This is a genomic window from Enterococcus sp. DIV0236 (genome assembly GCF_050558525.1).
GTDB classification, from domain to species: Bacteria; Bacillota; Bacilli; order Lactobacillales; family Enterococcaceae; genus Enterococcus; species Enterococcus faecalis.
In genome coordinates, this window is the sequence record NZ_CP187891.1 from 723,300 (window position 1) to 739,487 (window position 16,188).

Here is a 16,188-nt window from a genome sequence, read left to right on the forward strand (position 1 = left end):
TCGGTAGGAGTGGAAGGGAGAAAAAATCAGTGTATGGGAAAAATAAAGTAGGGATAGAATTACAAATGAGCGTGGGGGAGTATCGAAAAATAAAAGTAAAAAGTATTGTAATGAAGAATTTAGTTTATCTAGCTGTTCTTTTAATAGGGATCTATTTGGGAATGAGTTTCTTAAAACGATTTGAAAGGACTTATTCAGCTCCAACAGACGATGTCGTAGTAAAAATTAATCAAAATCATCTTTTTGTTTCAGATAATGCACAAATTTTGAACGAAGAAGTCATTAATAATGTACAAAAAATTAATCAAGAACTTAGTAAGACGGAAACGAAACCACAACTAATGGTTATCACAGTTGAGCAAGTTCCTGAAAACGAAACGATTGAAAGCTTTACCAATCAAATAGGTAATAAATTAGGTATCGGAAATAAACTTTATAATAATGGAGTGATTTACTTAGTAGCTGTCAAAGACAGGCAAGCAAGACTTGAAGTAGGCTATGGGCTTGAAGAGATAATCCCAGATAGTTTAACCGATGAAATAACAGATAGTACCGTGAAAGATTTTTATAAATTAAAGGATTTTAATGCAGGAATACATATTGTCACCACTCGGATTAAGGAACTACTTACTACTGATACTATGTCCAAAACGACCTCGCTACCTAAGGTTAGTTTTTTGCAGAAAATTTGGTTATATTTATTAGGAATAGGAAGGTCGTTAAAGCCTTGGCTAATTATAGTTTTTATTATTGTTATGTTGTATTTTTTATGGGAATTACGTAATGCGGGGAAAGAACTTAGTGCCCGCTTGGCTCTAGTTGACATGGCAAATCGCTATAAGGAAGATGTAGCTATGTTTTATAATGGCGGTATTTCCTCTAAGGCAATTGTTTTAGGAGAACAATCAGTTGAATTTAAAGCTGCCAAGGCGCGTTTGGAGAAAAATATTTTATATCCTGAAAATTCGAAAAAAGAGATAATAATTCCCGCATACTATGATATGGATTTTGCCTTTGGCGAGGTGACACCAAAGAAATTTATTTATAATTATGTTGCACAGTGGAAAGATTTAAGAAGCTCTTCTATGTGTGCTTGTTTTTGGAAGGTGAATCAACCATGGATCTATTTACCGTGTTTTTGGATAGGTGAAGTGTATTGGGAAAAAGTTCCAGAAACGAAATTGCCTGCGTGTCGGATTAGTGGAATTAATGATAACTTAATACCTGCTTACCTAAAAATTATTTTGTTTCCTCTTTCGATTTTATTAAAACATCCTTTTTTGGTATCGGTGACTCTGATTATTTATGTTCAAGTTAGTTTATCAGAGCAGTCGTTTCCTTCGACAGTTTTCACACTAATCACAGAGATTCTGACATTTTTAGAAGACGAAGACTCTTTAGTACCCATGGTTAGTCTGGTCTATTTTTTGATTCCGGTCTTTTTCTTATTTGGTTATATAAAATCAATAGGTGTTGGCTTACAAAATAGATTGCACCTGGATTCTATGATCCGTAGGTTTTTAAAAGATATCCAGCAAGTAAGTTCAGAAAAATCAAAATCATTAAAACAATTAGCAAACGATTTAGACAACCAGCACTATAAAATTGAAAAAAAATTATTGCGGAAAAAAATTAGAGAAAAAAAGATTACCAACAAAAAAGCTTCAAAATCCTTCTACCCGATAAGATTTATTAAGACTACGTATCCTGAATACTATGATATGCGTTTTGCTTATGGAAATGTGTCTATTGCTAAATTTCTAGCAAGTTCACGTTCTGACAGGCAACTAAAAAAGACCAGTATGTATGCGAATCGTCATGATTGGTGGGTTACAAGCAACGAGGGTTCTTCTGATGATGGCTCCGGTGACAGTTTCGGAGGTGGGAGTTTTGGCGGAGGTGGAGGTACTTCAAGTTGGTAGAAAGTTAAACTAGGTTAGGATGAACTTGGGATAACAAAAGCGCCTCTTAGAAACCAAGGTTTCTAAGAGGCGCTTTTGTTATCGTTACGTCACAGGAGGGATTCGAACCCCCGACCGTCCGCTTAGAAGGCGGATGCTCTATCCTGCTGAGCTACTATGACAATAGTTGTAACACAACAAAGCTAATTATAATGGAAGTAGTGTTAGAAAGTCAATCGGAAATTTAAATAACAGAAGAAGTTTTTTTGGAGAGAGAAAGTGAAGAAAATAGAGAGTTTATATTGACGAGGTTTTCTGGTTCTGTTATTATAGTTAGTGTTGTAATTGTGGTCTCCACAGCTACAACCGCACAGAACAAGTTTTTAAGCATGAGCAATCATCACTTGGGATGGCGAGTCTAAGTCTAGAAGAAGGAGGTGCTGTATAGCATGTACGCAATTATCAAAACTGGTGGTAAACAAGTGAAAGTTGAAGTAGGTCAAGCAATCTACGTTGAAAAATTAAACGTTGAGGCTGGCGAGAAAGTTGTTTTTGACGAAGTTATCTTAGTAGGTGGCGAATCTACAAAAGTTGGTGCGCCAACTGTTGCAGGCGCAACTGTTGAAGGAACTGTTGAAAAACACGGCAAACAAAAGAAAGTCGTGACTTTCCAATACAAACCTAAAAAACACTCTCACCGTAAACAAGGTCACCGTCAACCATATACAAAAGTTATGATCGAAGCAATCAACGCTTAATCTCTCTTGTTGACAGGAAAGAAGGCCTATCAATGATTAAAGGTTCTTTTAAACGAACAGGCTCCGGCCGAATCGTTTCATTCGAATTAACCGGGCATGCTGAAGCGGGTCCTTATGGCAGCGATGTGGTTTGCGCGGCAGTTTCTGCCTTAGCAATCAGCACAGTCAATGGGATTGATGCCTTAGCAGGTTTTGAACCGATTGTGGAAGTTGATGATGTAGAAGGTGGCTACCTTTATGTCGAGATGTTAACAACTGTCAATCAGGAACAAAAAAATATTGCCCAAATTCTATTAGAAAATCTTTTATTAGGTTTACAATCAATAGAGAACGAAAATACTGAATTTATTCAAATAAAAACAATCACTGAGAAATAGGAGGTGCAGACTATGTTATTGACTATGAATTTACAATTATTTGCCCATAAAAAAGGTGGCGGTTCTACATCAAACGGCCGTGACTCTGAATCTAAACGATTAGGCGCTAAAAGTGCTGATGGCCAAACAGTTACAGGTGGTTCAATTTTATACCGTCAACGCGGAACTAAAATTTATCCAGGTGTGAACGTTGGAATCGGTGGCGACGATACGTTATTTGCAAAAGTTGATGGTGTGGTACGTTTCGAACGTAAAGGCCGCGACAAAAAACAAGTATCAGTTTATCCAGTAGCTAACTAATACGATTAAAAAGCTGAATCTGCGGATTCAGCTTTTTTTGTCTTGCATAAAGGGTTAGCCGGAAAATAAAGAAACATCTCAAAATAAAAAAAATCTCACATTGGGTTTAACTGCTTGTCTGACAAGGTTAATTGATGATATATTTAATGTAATAACAAGCTTGTTATAAAATAATTGAGTCAAAAGAAAGAAGGGTATTATGCAGAAGAATTTTAGTGTAGTAAAGAAGTACGTGAATTTGATTTTGGATATTGTATTAGGGATTTTAGGAGTTTTCTTATTAGTATTTATGGCTAGTTATTTAGTTGACCTCGCTACATATCTCATGAAGCCAATGACGCCGGATAATTTTTCAGTTATCATGCAAGAAATTATTTCATTCTTTATGTTATTTGAGTTTATTATGATGATTCTTCGCTATATTCAAGAAGGACACCATATTCCGATTCGTTATTTGATTTTAATTTGTTTAACCGCAATTTTACGTCAATTAATGGTTGCACATGGCGATGGCTTGCAGACTTTATTGTTATCTTTATCAATTCTTTTACTAGTGGTTGTGCTATTTATTCTCGGGTTAAATGGCAGCAAATTTTATACGCTAGGAAAAGCGAAAGTAGAAGAAGATCACGAGCAAGATTTTCATCATTAATCGAACATAATCAAAGACCGTCCAACGTGAGAATTTTTCTCTAACGTGGGGCGGTCTTTTTAATGCATAGTTAAATAGTTAACTCAATCAGTTCAATTGTTGGCAAGACACCAAAGCGTGCGCTGATTTTAGTGGTTCCGATTCCTGGGTGAACAATTAGCGGCGTTTCATCTTCTAAATGATAAAGCCCATGTGTATATTTTTTAGCAAGCTGATTTTTGTAAGTGAAAAAAGGCAAGCGAATCTGTCCACCGTGACTATGTCCTGCTAAAATGAGGTCAATGTTTTTGTTGACTGCTGAGTCTGCGACATCTGGCTCATGGGTTAGTAGCAGAGTGGGCGTTCCAGTAGGGCGGTTGACTAAAGCCGCAGCTAAGTCGGTTTGTCCATATAACGAATCTTCTAAACCAGCGACGTACAAGGAGATGTGGTGTGAGACAGGCAGTAATTTGCCCGTGTTTTTTAGTACGGTAAAGTCGGCAGCTTCTAAGATTGTTTCGTAAAAATTGGTATCTAACCCGCTATACTCGTGGTTGCCATAAATAGCGAATTTGCCATATGGGGCGTTAATTTTACGGAAAAGTTGACTCACTTCATCCTGAATTTCGATACCGAAACGGGCATAATCATCAAATAAGTCTCCTGTAAAAACGACTATGTCTGGTTGTAATGTATTTGTTTTTTCAACAATCTGTTTTAAGGCCTTCACAGAATAATTCTTTTTTAAATGAATATCAGAGAGTTGAACAATCCGTAAGGTTTTCCCTGATTCTGTTACTTTAATTTGATTTTTGTGTATGACTAAGCATTTAGGTTCAATAAAAAAACTATAGCTTAAAATGCCGATAATAATGAAAAATAGTGCCAGAAATAAATAAACGTTCATAATTTCCTCCTTGAAGTCGCTAAATTAGTTTACTACAAAAGTGTTAAGCAAAAAATAAGGAAAGGTAAAATTTTCAGTAAACTTTCTCGATGAAGTTTTTTGGTGATTCATGCTTTTCTGAAGTAAATTTGCTATAATGAAAAATGAGAAAAAAGAAAGAAGGTCGAACCAATGATGGCAAGAGTCGAAAAGCTACGGGAGTTAATGAAAGAAAATAATTTACAAGGATTTTTAGTGACAAGTCCGTATAATTTACGTTATTTAACCAATTTTACTGGGACAACAGGCTTGGCAATGATTACATTAGATAAAGCTTTTTTTGTAACGGATTTTCGTTATACGGAACAAGCTGCGGAACAAGCAACTGGTTTTACTATCGTTAAAAACACAGGACATATTTTTGACGAAGTAGCAGATTTAGCTGAACGTTTGCAATTAGATAATTTAGCTTTTGAAGAAACGCAAGTTAGTTTCGCTGATTATAGCTTATTGGAAGAAATTTTACCATGTGAATTAGTTCCTGTAATGGGTTTGATTGAAGAATTAAGAGAAGTGAAAGATGAAGAAGAAGTAGCGATTATTGAAAAAGCGTGTGCCATCGCGGATCAAGGATTTGCCTTTGTCTTAGAGATGATTAAACCTGGAATGACAGAGATTGAAGTGGCTAATCAATTAGATTTCTTCATGCGTTCAAAAGGAGCCAGTGGTGTTTCTTTTGAGACAATTGTGGCCAGCGGTCTACGTTCGGCGATGCCACATGGTGTTGCTAGCCATAAAGTCATCGAAAAAGGTGAGTTAATCACTTTAGATTTCGGTTGTTATTATGAAGGCTATGTTTCTGATATGACACGGACATTTGCCATTGGTAGTATTCAGCCAAAACTAAAAGAAATTTATGACATTGTTTTAGAAGCACAATTAAAAGTGTTAGCAGAAGCTAAACCTGGGTTGACGGGCATTCAATTAGATGCGATTGCACGGGATCATATTGCTTCCTATGGCTATGGCGATGCGTTTGGCCACAGCACTGGTCATGGCATTGGGTTAGAAATTCATGAAGGACCAAATGTTTCATTCCGAGCAGATAAACAGTTTGTACCAGGGAATGTGATTACGGACGAACCTGGAATTTATTTGCCAGGAATTGGTGGCGTGCGTATTGAGGACGATTTATTGATTACTGCTGAAGGTAATCGTGTATTAACACATGCGCCAAAAGAATTAATCATTTTATAAAGGTTGGGAGAACATGGATATCCAAGAGTATCAGCGGTTTATTAGTGCGTTTTATAAAAAACGTAACTGGTATCAATATGATCCGTTTATTCGTTCCAACTTTTTAACAGAAGAAGTCGGCGAAGTTTGTCGGGCCATTCGGACAATTGAAATTGGCCGTGATCGACCGGATGAAACAGTTTTGGCAGATGAAGAGAATCTGGAAAATTTAACGGAAGAGTTAGGCGATGTGTTGGATAATTTATTTATTTTAGCGGATAAATATGACATCTCTTTAGAAATGATTATGCAAAAGCATCGGACGAAACTAATGGAACGTTATCCTGAAGAATAAAGACGTAAAAATAAGAAAGCCAAAATTACTTGGTCTTTCTTATTTTTACGTCTAAAGCCTTGAATTAGAAATTTATGACAAGAAATTATCTGTTCTTTTAGTCAGAACTTAGCTTTTCTGGTAGCGAAATAGGCTAATTAATGATAAACTAAGAACGAGTATTGATAAGCAAAATTTGGACGTTCTTTCACAACTAACTGAAGAAACCAGTGTTGTTTTAATTTTTAAGAATCATCCGTTGCTTAAAAGAGAATCCTTAAGAGACTTAGTGATTCATCAAATAAATCGTTTATTTAACGATTTTGTGCGTAATAGATAAGGAGGACAACCAAATGTCAGAAGAAAAAAATCTTGTAATCAATGCAAACGATTCTTTAGGAGAAATCGTGATCGCTCCTGAAGTCATTGAAGTAATTATCGGAATCGCTGCTTCAAAAGTAGAGGGCGTTTATGGGATGCGCGGCACGTTTGCCAATAATGTGAATGAATTATTAGGCCGTGCAGCACACGGCAAAGGTGTATATTTACGAACAGAAGAAGAAGGCTTAAAAGTCGATATCTATTGTTACTTGAACTACGGTGTTTCTGTACCAAAAGTTGCGTTAGAAATGCAAGACCGTGTGAAACAACAAGTCTTATTTATGACAGATATTGATTTAGTTGAAGTGAATATTCATGTTGTAGCGGTAGTACCTGAAAAAATCCCTCAACCAGACTTAAATGAATTATTCCCAGAAGATGAAGATGGAGAAGAGAATGAGTAAAACAGAATTAACCCGTCACGAGATTCGTGAAAAAGCGCTCCAAGCCCTTTTTCCTTTAGATTTTAATGCTGATTTAACCAAACAAGATGCCATTGATTATGCATTGGCTTATGATAATCGGGAAATCGTCAGTGAAGATGGCGAAGACCTAGTCCCTACGTATTTAGATTTACTTGTCGGCGGTGTGTGTAGCCGCAAAGCAGAACTAGACGAAGTGATTACGAACCATTTAGGTAATAACTGGTCTATGCAACGCTTAGCAAAAATAGATATTGTTATTTTACGTTTAGCTATTTTTGAAATGCTATACGTTTCAGATGTGCCAAACATTGTGGCATTAAATGAAGCCGTTGAGTTAAGTAAAAAATACAGCGACGACCGTTCACGTAAATTTGTTAATGGTGTGTTATCAAATGTAATGAAAGAAATTGATTCAGAGGCGTAAGCTCTGAATCTTTTTTTACTATCTAACTGGTGTTAAGATACTGGGTTATATGCTAAAATAAATACTATTAAAGAAGTAAAGAAACAATAGAGGGAGCGAAGGAATGAGTACAGTAATTAACGGTCGTGAATTAGCAGATCAAATGCAAGCAGAGATTCAAAAAGATGTAGAAAAGATGACACAACAAGGCATCCAACCAGGATTAGTTGTTTTATTAGTTGGGGAAAATCCTGCCAGCCAAACGTATGTGAGAAATAAAGAACGTGCAGCAGCCAAAATTGGCATTCTGTCAAAGGTCGAAAAACTGCCAGAAACTATTTCAGAAGAAGAATTATTGGCTGAGATTGACAAATATAATCAAGATTCACGCTTTCATGGCATTCTTGTACAACTACCTTTGCCAAAACATATTGATGAAGAAAAGATTTTATTAGCGATTGATCCCAAAAAAGATGTAGATGGGTTCCATCCAATGAATTTAGGCCGTTTGTTTGTAGGCAAACCGGAAATGATTCCTTGCACGCCGTATGGAATTATGAAGATGTTTGAAGCCTATGATATTGATTTAACAGGTAAACGTGCGGTGGTTATTGGTCGAAGCAATATTGTTGGCAAGCCAATGGCACAATTATTGTTAATGAAAAATGCGACCGTGACGATTGCCCATTCTAAAACTGAACATTTAGCAGAAGTTGCAAAAGAAGCGGATATTTTAGTTGTAGCAATTGGACGCGGGCATTTTGTCACCAAAGAGTTCGTGAAACCAGGTGCGGTAGTGATTGATGTGGGTATGAATCGCAATCAAGAAGGAAAACTGATTGGTGATGTAGCATTCGATGAAGTTTCTGAAATTGCAAGCTATATCACGCCGGTTCCCAAAGGTGTTGGCCCAATGACGATTACCATGTTAATGTATCAAACAGTCGAGGCAGCAAAAAAACAAAAGTAAGGTGAAAAAATGACGCAACAGTATTTAACAGTAACAGCCTTAACGAAGTATTTAAAACGTAAATTTGATGCAGACCCTTACTTAGGACGTGTCTATTTAACAGGTGAAATTTCGAACTTTCGCTTCCGAGCGAACGCGCATCAGTACTTCAGTTTAAAAGATGACCATGCGAAGATTTCTGCAATTATGTTTAAATCAGCCTTTCAAAAATTGAAGTTTCAACCAAAAGAAGGCATGAAAGTCATGGTGGTGGGGCGGATTTCGCTTTATGAAAACAGCGGCTCCTATCAAATTTATATTGAACATATGGAACCAGATGGTGTAGGTGCACTTTATCAAGCATTGGCAGAATTAAGAGAAAAACTAGGAAAAGAAGGACTTTTTGAAGGGCCTAAACAACAGTTGCCTCGTTATCCCAAACGAATCGCTGTGGTTACAAGTCCTAGTGGTGCTGTTATTCGGGATATCATTACGACAGTCAAAAGACGGTATCCGATTGCACAACTGGTCCTTTTTCCAACCTTGGTCCAAGGCGAGCAGGCGGCGGATGACATTGTGCGGAACATTCAGCGAGCCGATGCGCAAGGCGATTTTGATACGATGATCATCGGCCGTGGCGGTGGTTCAATCGAGGATTTATGGCCATTTAATGAAGAAAAAGTGGCTCGAGCCATTCATGCTGCCACCACACCGATTATTTCATCGGTTGGTCACGAAACAGATGTGACAATTGCCGATATGGTAGCAGATGTTCGTGCAGCAACCCCAACGGCAGCAGCGGAACTAGCGGTACCAGTTTTAAATGAAGAACTATTAAGAATTAGTGAACGGCGTAGTCGTTTAGAACAAAGCTTTTTATATCTCTTACAACAACGAACAGAACGTTTCCAACGACTACAAAACTCTTATGTGTTTAAGCAACCTGAGCGACTTTATGAAGGTCAAACGATTAAATTAGATCGAATGACGCAACGTCTTTTCCAAGCAATGACAACAATTCATCACAAAAAACAACGTCAAGCCCAAGGAATTATCGCTCAATTGCAACAACAGACACCAAAGGGACAATTAAGAGAAAGTCAGCAACAATTGGCATTTTTACAACGAAACTTGCAAACACAAATGACACAATTGTTCCTAAACAAACAAAAGCAATTCACGTCTGCTGTTCAACAATTAGACTTACTCAGCCCACTCAAAATTATGGGTCGAGGATATAGTTATACTACAAAAGAGGACCGTGTCGTTAAAACTGTTACCGAGTTACAGCCAACAGATCAATTAACGATTCATTATGCTGACGGTACAGTTCAAGCAAACGTCGAAACAATAACAGCGAAAAAAGAGGAGTTTTAACATGCCAGCAAAAGAAAAAACGTTTGAAGAATCATTAAATGCCTTAGAAGAAATCGTTCAGCGCTTAGAACGAGGAGATGTTCCTTTGGAAGAAGCCTTAGCTGCCTTTCAAGAGGGCATGGCATTAAGTAAACAATGTCAAGATACATTGGAAAAAGCGGAAAAAACTTTAACGAAAATGATGACAGAAAACAATGAAGAAATTGTTTTTGAAGAGAGCGAGGAAGCGTAATGACGAATTTTAGTCAACAGCATTTACCGTTGGTTGAAAAAGTCATGGTCGATTTTATCGCAGAATATACTGAAAATGAGCGTTTGAAAGAAGCAATGCTCTACTCAATACACGCAGGTGGCAAACGATTACGCCCATTATTAGTGTTAACAACAGTGGCCGCTTTTCAAAAAGAGATGGAAACACAAGACTATCAAGTGGCTGCCTCTTTAGAGATGATTCATACGTATTCATTAATTCATGATGATTTACCAGCAATGGACGATGATGATTTACGTCGTGGCAAACCAACCAATCATAAAGTGTTTGGTGAAGCGACTGCCATTTTAGCAGGGGACGGCTTATTAACAGGCGCGTTTCAGTTACTTTCTTTGAGCCAATTAGGCTTAAGTGAAAAAGTTTTACTGATGCAAAAACTGGCAAAGGCAGCGGGGAATCAAGGCATGGTTGCCGGCCAAATGGGTGATATTGAAGGAGAAAAAGTCAGCTTGACTTTAGAAGAGTTAGCGGCTGTTCATGAAAAGAAAACCGGAGCGCTAATTGAATTCGCCTTAATTGCTGGGGGCGTATTAGCCAATCAAACAGAAGAAGTCATTGGTTTACTGACACAGTTTGCGCATCACTATGGCTTGGCTTTTCAAATTCGTGATGACTTATTAGATGCCACAAGTACAGAAGCAGATTTAGGTAAAAAAGTAGGCCGAGATGAAGCGTTGAATAAAAGTACGTATCCAGCTCTTCTAGGGATTGCTGGCGCGAAAGATGCGCTAACACATCAATTAGCAGAAGGTAGCGCTGTTTTAGAAAAAATCAAAGCAAATGTTCCCAACTTTTCAGAAGAACATTTAGCAAACTTGTTAACTCAGTTACAATTGAGATAGAAAGAAGGCACTTATGAAAAAAGAACGCGTCGATGTCTTGGCGTTTAATCAAGGACTATTTGAAACACGAGAAAAAGCCAAACGTAGTGTGATGGCTGGTTTGGTTTACAATGATAAAAATGAACGTTTAGATAAACCAGGGGAAAAAATTTCTGTGGAGACACCCTTACATACTAAGGGCCAAGTAATGCCTTATGTTTCTCGTGGGGGCTTAAAACTAGAGAAGGCACTAAATGTTTTTGCAATCAACGTTCAAGGCAAAACAATGTTAGATATTGGTTCCTCCACAGGTGGTTTTACCGATGTTGCTTTACAAAATGGGGCTCGTTTGAGTTACGCTTTAGATGTTGGCTATAACCAACTAGCATGGAAAATTCGGCAAGATGAACGCGTGGTGGTAATGGAACGTACCAATTTTCGCTATAGTAAACCTGAAGATTTCACTGAAGGGGTGCCGGATATTGCAACGATTGATGTTTCCTTTATTTCATTACGCTTAATTTTGCCACCTCTTCATGATATTTTGAAAAAAGGCGGTAGTGTGGTGGCGTTAATTAAGCCACAATTCGAAGCTGGCAAAGAGTTTGTTGGGAAAAAAGGAATCGTGCGTGATCCAGAAACCCATCAAATGGTTGTGGAGGAAATTACACGCTTTGCCATGAATAACGGTTATGATGTGAAAAACTTAGATTTTTCACCAATCACTGGTGGCGAAGGAAACATTGAATTTTTGGCACATTTAGTTTCTGTTGAAGGGGAAGGATCCTATCAAGCGCCAGAATCCATTGAAGAAGTTGTCGCGCATGCGCATCAAAAATTAGCGGAATGATGAGAAAAGTTAGAAGAAAGAAGTGGACGCCTATAGGTGAAAGCTTCTTTTTTGTATAAATCTAGTAATTCATCTTTTAAAATGCATAAAAATAAGCTATGATGAGGGCAAGAGTAAACTGAAAAGGAGAGCGGCGCCATGAGAAAGCAAGATAGACACCGTTTAATTACACGTTTATTGACTGAAAAAAATATTCAAAAGCAAGAAGATTTTGTCAACTACTTACAAGAAAAGGGCGTAGCTGTAACACAAGCAACAATTTCTCGCGACATTAAAGATATGAAACTGATCAAAGTTCCATCTGCAGAAGGGGGTTATCGGTATAGCCTTCCATTAGAAACACAAGCTAATACGAGTGCTAAACTTGCAAAGCTTTTAAAAGATGCCTTTGTAGCTGCAGAACAAATGGAAAAATATGTCGTATTACGAACCATTCCTGGCAATGCGGCGGCGTGTGGTAGTTTAATCGAAAAGAATTACCAAGAGAAACTTTTTGCCGTCATCAACGATGATGATAGTGTTCTCATGATTGCGCGAACTGAGGAAGCAGCAGAAAAACTTCATAAAGAGCTGTTAAGCTATCTATAAAGAATGAGGTGAACAAGATGTTACAAGAACTTTCCGTGAAAAATTTTGCGATTATCTCTTCGTTACAATTAGAGTTTCAAATGGGTATGACCGTTTTAACGGGAGAAACGGGTGCGGGGAAATCCATCATTATTGATGCAATGGGATTACTCACAGGCGGACGCGGCTCCAGTGACTATATTCGTCAAGGAGCAAATAAATGCACCTTAGAAGGACTTTTTTCAATGCCGAAAAGTCAAGAATTAAAGCAATTATTAGAAGAATTAGGTATTGAAACAGAAGAAGATTCTTTAGTGATTCAACGAGATATTTCCGCTTCTGGTAAAAATGTTTGCCGTGTCAACGGACGGATTGTCAACATTACTAATTTAAAAAGAATTGGGGAATATTTAGTAGATATTCATGGCCAAAACGAACATCAAGAATTGATGCAAAGTGAACGCCATATTGATATGTTAGATGAATTTGGTGGGAAAAAACTTTTAGCAGTCAAAGAAAAATATACACAGGCGTATCAAGAGTATCGCGCACTCGAAGCCAAAGTCAGAAAGCGACAAAAAAATGAAAAAGAATTTGCCCAAAGAATGGACATGCTTCATTTTCAAAGTGATGAAATTGCTAGTGCACAGTTAGTCGCTGGCGAAGAAGAACAATTGTTAGAAGAACGCAATAAACTGAACAATTTTCAAAAGATTGCTGATGCACTGACGATTAGTTATGCCGCGCTAAATGGTGAAGACGATAGTAGTTTGGATAAAATCGGAACAAGTATGAATGAACTCGCTTCGATTGAATCCCTTGATCCAGAATATAAATCATTGTCAGATACTGTTCAAAATGCTTACTACTTACTACAAGAAGCCAGTGGAGATCTTTCTAGGTTAATTGATGGCTTAGAACTAGACGAAGGTCGCTTGAATGAAGTAGAAAATCGTTTGGAATTAATCCGTCAAATGAAACGTAAATATGGCGATTCAATCGAAACGATTTTATCTTACTATGAAGAAATCACCAAAGAGTTAGCAGAGGCTGATTTTTTGGAAGGTGGTACAGGTGACTTAGAAGCGTTGCTTGCAGAGAAACAACAAGCGGCTCATCAACAAGCGTTAGCTTTACGAAAAGAACGAAAGCGCCTAGCCAAAGAGCTCGAACAACAAATTTTAACCGAATTAAAAGAACTATATTTGGAGCGAACTGAATTTGAAGTCCGCTTTACAGAACTTGAGCATTTACAAGAAAATGGCTTAGACGGAGTAGAATTTTATATTACTACTAACCCAGGGGAACCATTAAAACCGTTAGTTCGGGTGGCTTCTGGCGGAGAACTTTCGCGAGTGATGCTGGCTATGAAAACAATCTTTTCTCAAACGCAAGGGATCACTAGTATTGTTTTTGATGAAGTAGATACAGGAGTCAGTGGCCGAGTAGCACAGGCGATTGCTGATAAAATTTATCAAATTTCAGAAAATTCGCAGGTGTTGTGTATCACGCACTTGCCACAAGTGGCGGCCGTTGCCGATGAACATTATTTTATTGAAAAAGAAATCGTGGCGGGGCGGACAGAAACAAGCGTCCGAATTTTATCTGAAAAAGAGCGAGTAAACGAAATTGCGCGTATGCTCGCAGGAAGTGAAATTACGAAATTAACCATTGAACATGCACAAGAGCTGTTGGCGATGGCGAAAAAATAGCCGCTCTATTTGAGTAAGTAAAAAAAAACAGCCCCTTCAATTGATAGAAGGGGCTGTTTTTTTACTTTTAATGTGTGAAAAAGTTCTCCAGTTTAAAGACTAAGAATCGCTGTTAAAACAGTTGAACCTACAATTGCGATCAGCATTAGCCAAACCACGACTTTCGTGATTTTTGAAAAGCGACTTTGTTCTTTGTCGTTCATAAATGACACGTCCTTTTTAATTTCTGCTAATAGTGTACAACCTTTTCCTGAAAACAGCAACCTAAAGTTATAAGAGATTCTTTTTCTTTAAAATTCGAATACTAATTATGCAGATTAAGGTAGTGATGGCAAAAATAATCCAAAAGGAATATTCATGCTCTGCAAAAGGGAGTTTCACATTCATGCCGTAAATTCCTCCGATGATGGTCGGAATGGTCAAGACAATTGTTAAGGATGTTAAAATTTTCATGACATTATTTAAGTTATTTGAAACGATTGCTGAAAAAGTATTACTAATGTTATCAACTAATTTTAGTTGTATTTTAGTCGTATTCAGTCCTTGTTCTAGTTCAATCAGAATATCCCTTAAAAATGGCAAATGTTTTTCTGGATGATTAAAAATTTCAGCGCTATATAAACGTTTTAATACTTTTAAATTATCCGTTAAAGCTGCTTCGAAATAAACTAGACTTTTTTGAATGTCCATAATCTGATACAATTGACTATTTTCTGTGGCTACTTGGAGCTCTCCTTCAAGTTTGTTGGTTTGTTGGATAAGTGCCTGTAAGTTTTTATTGAAGGAAAGGGCCATCTTCCATGAAAGGGCTAAAATTAAGGCCTTCTCAATAGAAAGATCTTGATGCGTGAATGCCTCTTTTTGAATCCCATGAACGATGTCGTTAGGCCCATTGCTAACAGTAATTAGTTTGTTATCGACGGTTGCGATTAAAGCAATCGGCACCGTTTCTACTTGCAGATAGCCACTAGGACTGATACTAGCTTTGGGATAACGAAATAAAAGTAACGTAGGCGTTTGTAATTTTTCGTGGCGGAAGCCTTCCACTCGAGCATTTTCTTCATCATCTAAAACGCCGGTAAGATAATCTGTTGGTAAGTGGTATTGATTGACGAGACGCTCGATTTCTTCTTCTGTAGGAGATTCTACCGAAATCCAACTTAGGGCTTCATCGTCTGGTGAACAAGGTTCAAAATAGTCATTTTTCAATAATAAATAATTAATCAAAAGATTCACCCCGAATCAACATTTTTTGTTCTAAATCCATTATAATAGAAGTATGACACAATACGAGAAGAAAAGCTTATAAAAAACATTCAAAAATAAGTGGCCGCGATAGGTGAGGCCTCGTTTTGAAAATGGTTTGATAAGTAATCCGTTTTTTATATGAAAAAGCAAGCAAAAAGGGCTTTTAGCACATATATTTAAACGAAATGAAACATCTGTGTAACGTTGATGAAGTATAGTTATAGCAGGTGGAATGAAAGGATTTGTTGAGAGAATGGTGTCGTTTTCGGCAATAATGTTATTTTGGTATATTTTTCCGGTAATTGTGCTCTTTGCGTGCAATTTTCTCGTGTCCACTTTTTCCCTAACGGAACGTTGGAAAATAAAAGCACCGGATTTGGCCATTCCGTTTTTATTCATAGGGATCCATGAGTTATCCAAAGATAGTTACGATGAATCGATTATGCCGTATTTTGTGATTTCTATTTTGTTATTAGGAGTCGCTGTTGCCCTGTTTCAAGCTTATTATTATGGAGAGATTTTATATAGACGATATTTCAAGATGTTTTGGCGGTTGACGTTTTTACTAACGTTTGTGTTGTATGTGTTGCTTATCTTGCTAAATATCAGTCATTATCTACTGTAATAAAGCGTGGAGACAATAGGGGAAATACGCTGTGGGAAAATGTCCCCCACAACTCCCCACTCCGTGGGGTTTTTTTGTTATTTGTGGGGTTATTTTATAAAAAACATAGTAAAAACCTTGTTATAATAACATTTTT

The 16,188-nt window shown here is 37.4% G+C and carries 20 protein-coding genes, 1 tRNA gene and 1 other annotated feature; of the genes, 17 read left to right on the forward strand and 4 right to left on the reverse strand.

The window, feature by feature from the left end; genetic code table 11:
• Positions 1-29 precede the first annotated feature (29 nt).
• Complete coding sequence (locus IGK27_RS03505) at positions 30-1,922, forward strand: TPM domain-containing protein (protein WP_033626465.1); 1,893 nt, start codon at positions 30-32, stop codon at positions 1,920-1,922.
• Positions 1,923-2,009: 87 nt separating this feature from the next.
• On the opposite strand, the gene IGK27_RS03510 is transcribed toward IGK27_RS03505, so the two are convergent.
• Positions 2,010-2,083, reverse strand: a tRNA-Arg gene (locus IGK27_RS03510).
• Between the two features lie 172 nt (positions 2,084-2,255).
• Positions 2,256-2,331 (forward strand) — a sequence feature (ribosomal protein L21 leader region).
• A gap of 19 nt (positions 2,332-2,350) precedes the next feature.
• Here IGK27_RS03510 and rplU point away from each other — a divergent pair.
• The 4 genes from rplU (at position 2,351) to psiE (ending at position 3,988) form a co-directional block, all read left to right on the forward strand.
• Positions 2,351-2,659, forward strand: coding sequence for a 50S ribosomal protein L21 (gene rplU, locus IGK27_RS03515; RefSeq protein WP_002355866.1), 309 nt, complete (start codon positions 2,351-2,353; stop codon positions 2,657-2,659).
• A 32-nt stretch (positions 2,660-2,691) separates the two neighbouring features.
• Entirely contained in the window at positions 2,692-3,036 is a 345-nt protein-coding gene (locus IGK27_RS03520; RefSeq protein WP_002355867.1) for a ribosomal-processing cysteine protease Prp, read from the forward strand.
• Between the two features lie 12 nt (positions 3,037-3,048).
• Positions 3,049-3,336, forward strand: coding sequence for a 50S ribosomal protein L27 (gene rpmA / locus IGK27_RS03525; RefSeq protein ID WP_002355868.1), 288 nt, complete (start codon positions 3,049-3,051; stop codon positions 3,334-3,336).
• A gap of 199 nt (positions 3,337-3,535) precedes the next feature.
• Positions 3,536-3,988 carry a phosphate-starvation-inducible protein PsiE gene (gene psiE, locus IGK27_RS03530; RefSeq protein WP_002355869.1) on the forward strand — a complete coding sequence of 151 codons (453 nt, stop codon included), beginning with the start codon at positions 3,536-3,538 and terminating at the stop codon, positions 3,986-3,988.
• A gap of 70 nt (positions 3,989-4,058) precedes the next feature.
• Here the strand turns inward: psiE and IGK27_RS03535 are convergent, their stop codons facing one another.
• Entirely contained in the window at positions 4,059-4,874 is an 816-nt protein-coding gene (locus IGK27_RS03535; RefSeq protein ID WP_010777490.1) for a metallophosphoesterase, read from the reverse strand.
• Positions 4,875-5,045: 171 nt separating this feature from the next.
• On the opposite strand from IGK27_RS03535, the gene IGK27_RS03540 reads away from it, so the two are divergent.
• The 11 genes from IGK27_RS03540 (at position 5,046) to recN (ending at position 14,179) form a co-directional block, all read left to right on the forward strand.
• Positions 5,046-6,110, forward strand: a complete 1,065-nt coding sequence (locus IGK27_RS03540; RefSeq protein ID WP_002391500.1) for a M24 family metallopeptidase — start codon at positions 5,046-5,048, stop codon at positions 6,108-6,110.
• 13 nt (positions 6,111-6,123) lie between these two features.
• Positions 6,124-6,444 carry a MazG nucleotide pyrophosphohydrolase domain-containing protein gene (locus IGK27_RS03545; RefSeq protein ID WP_002355872.1) on the forward strand — a complete coding sequence of 107 codons (321 nt, stop codon included), beginning with the start codon at positions 6,124-6,126 and terminating at the stop codon, positions 6,442-6,444.
• A 332-nt stretch (positions 6,445-6,776) separates the two neighbouring features.
• Entirely contained in the window at positions 6,777-7,208 is a 432-nt protein-coding gene (locus tag IGK27_RS03550; protein ID WP_002355874.1) for an Asp23/Gls24 family envelope stress response protein, read from the forward strand.
• Positions 7,201-7,653: a transcription antitermination factor NusB gene (gene nusB / locus IGK27_RS03555; protein ID WP_002355875.1), complete on the forward strand. Its 453-nt coding sequence runs from the start codon at positions 7,201-7,203 to the stop codon at positions 7,651-7,653. Before IGK27_RS03550 ends, nusB begins: the two co-directional genes overlap by 8 nt.
• Before the next feature lie 103 nt (positions 7,654-7,756).
• On the forward strand, positions 7,757-8,602 hold the full coding sequence (locus tag IGK27_RS03560) for a bifunctional methylenetetrahydrofolate dehydrogenase/methenyltetrahydrofolate cyclohydrolase (protein WP_002355876.1): 846 nt from the start codon (positions 7,757-7,759) through the stop codon (positions 8,600-8,602).
• 9 nt (positions 8,603-8,611) lie between these two features.
• A complete protein-coding gene (gene xseA, locus IGK27_RS03565; RefSeq protein ID WP_075320524.1) occupies positions 8,612-9,958 on the forward strand; it encodes an exodeoxyribonuclease VII large subunit in 1,347 nt (448 codons plus the stop codon).
• A 1-nt stretch (position 9,959) separates the two neighbouring features.
• Complete coding sequence (locus IGK27_RS03570) at positions 9,960-10,190, forward strand: exodeoxyribonuclease VII small subunit (RefSeq protein ID WP_002355878.1); 231 nt, start codon at positions 9,960-9,962, stop codon at positions 10,188-10,190.
• A complete protein-coding gene (locus IGK27_RS03575) occupies positions 10,190-11,071 on the forward strand; it encodes a polyprenyl synthetase family protein (protein WP_002369880.1) in 882 nt (293 codons plus the stop codon). Before IGK27_RS03570 ends, IGK27_RS03575 begins: the two co-directional genes overlap by 1 nt.
• 13 nt (positions 11,072-11,084) lie before the next feature.
• Positions 11,085-11,900 (forward strand): TlyA family rRNA (cytidine-2'-O)-methyltransferase, encoded by an 816-nt coding sequence (locus tag IGK27_RS03580; protein ID WP_002364633.1) that lies wholly within the window; start codon positions 11,085-11,087, stop codon positions 11,898-11,900.
• Positions 11,901-12,038: 138 nt separating this feature from the next.
• The gene (locus IGK27_RS03585; protein ID WP_002358881.1) at positions 12,039-12,488 is read left to right on the forward strand and encodes an arginine repressor; all 450 of its coding nucleotides are present in this window, start codon (positions 12,039-12,041) and stop codon (positions 12,486-12,488) included.
• 17 nt (positions 12,489-12,505) lie between these two features.
• Positions 12,506-14,179: a DNA repair protein RecN gene (gene recN, locus IGK27_RS03590; protein ID WP_002386195.1), complete on the forward strand. Its 1,674-nt coding sequence runs from the start codon at positions 12,506-12,508 to the stop codon at positions 14,177-14,179.
• Positions 14,180-14,271: 92 nt separating this feature from the next.
• Here the strand turns inward: recN and IGK27_RS03595 are convergent, their stop codons facing one another.
• Together IGK27_RS03595 and IGK27_RS03600 are read right to left on the reverse strand one after the other, a co-directional pair.
• The gene (locus tag IGK27_RS03595) at positions 14,272-14,382 is read right to left on the reverse strand and encodes a DUF4044 domain-containing protein (protein WP_002383399.1); all 111 of its coding nucleotides are present in this window, start codon (positions 14,380-14,382) and stop codon (positions 14,272-14,274) included.
• A 67-nt stretch (positions 14,383-14,449) separates the two neighbouring features.
• Positions 14,450-15,415, reverse strand: a complete 966-nt coding sequence (locus IGK27_RS03600; protein ID WP_002386196.1) for a magnesium transporter CorA family protein — start codon at positions 15,413-15,415, stop codon at positions 14,450-14,452.
• Between the two features lie 244 nt (positions 15,416-15,659).
• Here IGK27_RS03600 and IGK27_RS03605 point away from each other — a divergent pair, with 244 nt between their 5' ends.
• The gene (locus IGK27_RS03605; RefSeq protein ID WP_002383401.1) at positions 15,660-16,052 is read left to right on the forward strand and encodes a DUF3397 domain-containing protein; all 393 of its coding nucleotides are present in this window, start codon (positions 15,660-15,662) and stop codon (positions 16,050-16,052) included.
• The last annotated feature ends 136 nt before the right edge of the window (positions 16,053-16,188 follow it).

What these genes read in the sequence shown, in the direction of transcription:
- IGK27_RS03535 (WP_010777490.1), bottom strand. Translation starts at nt 4,874, where the DNA reads ATGAACGTTTATTTATTTCTGGCACTATTTTTCATTATTATCGGCATT.
- nusB (WP_002355875.1), top strand. Translation starts at nt 7,201, where the DNA reads ATGAGTAAAACAGAATTAACCCGTCACGAGATTCGTGAAAAAGCGCTC.
- IGK27_RS03540 (WP_002391500.1), top strand. Translation starts at nt 5,046, where the DNA reads ATGATGGCAAGAGTCGAAAAGCTACGGGAGTTAATGAAAGAAAATAAT.
- xseA (WP_075320524.1), top strand. Translation starts at nt 8,612, where the DNA reads ATGACGCAACAGTATTTAACAGTAACAGCCTTAACGAAGTATTTAAAA.
- IGK27_RS03545 (WP_002355872.1), top strand. Translation starts at nt 6,124, where the DNA reads ATGGATATCCAAGAGTATCAGCGGTTTATTAGTGCGTTTTATAAAAAA.
- IGK27_RS03570 (WP_002355878.1), top strand. Translation starts at nt 9,960, where the DNA reads ATGCCAGCAAAAGAAAAAACGTTTGAAGAATCATTAAATGCCTTAGAA.
- rplU (WP_002355866.1), top strand. Translation starts at nt 2,351, where the DNA reads ATGTACGCAATTATCAAAACTGGTGGTAAACAAGTGAAAGTTGAAGTA.
- IGK27_RS03580 (WP_002364633.1), top strand. Translation starts at nt 11,085, where the DNA reads ATGAAAAAAGAACGCGTCGATGTCTTGGCGTTTAATCAAGGACTATTT.
- IGK27_RS03605 (WP_002383401.1), top strand. Translation starts at nt 15,660, where the DNA reads ATGAAAGGATTTGTTGAGAGAATGGTGTCGTTTTCGGCAATAATGTTA.
- IGK27_RS03520 (WP_002355867.1), top strand. Translation starts at nt 2,692, where the DNA reads ATGATTAAAGGTTCTTTTAAACGAACAGGCTCCGGCCGAATCGTTTCA.
- IGK27_RS03585 (WP_002358881.1), top strand. Translation starts at nt 12,039, where the DNA reads ATGAGAAAGCAAGATAGACACCGTTTAATTACACGTTTATTGACTGAA.
- IGK27_RS03595 (WP_002383399.1), bottom strand. Translation starts at nt 14,382, where the DNA reads ATGAACGACAAAGAACAAAGTCGCTTTTCAAAAATCACGAAAGTCGTG.
- IGK27_RS03560 (WP_002355876.1), top strand. Translation starts at nt 7,757, where the DNA reads ATGAGTACAGTAATTAACGGTCGTGAATTAGCAGATCAAATGCAAGCA.
- rpmA (WP_002355868.1), top strand. Translation starts at nt 3,049, where the DNA reads ATGTTATTGACTATGAATTTACAATTATTTGCCCATAAAAAAGGTGGC.
- IGK27_RS03575 (WP_002369880.1), top strand. Translation starts at nt 10,190, where the DNA reads ATGACGAATTTTAGTCAACAGCATTTACCGTTGGTTGAAAAAGTCATG.
- IGK27_RS03550 (WP_002355874.1), top strand. Translation starts at nt 6,777, where the DNA reads ATGTCAGAAGAAAAAAATCTTGTAATCAATGCAAACGATTCTTTAGGA.
- psiE (WP_002355869.1), top strand. Translation starts at nt 3,536, where the DNA reads ATGCAGAAGAATTTTAGTGTAGTAAAGAAGTACGTGAATTTGATTTTG.
- recN (WP_002386195.1), top strand. Translation starts at nt 12,506, where the DNA reads ATGTTACAAGAACTTTCCGTGAAAAATTTTGCGATTATCTCTTCGTTA.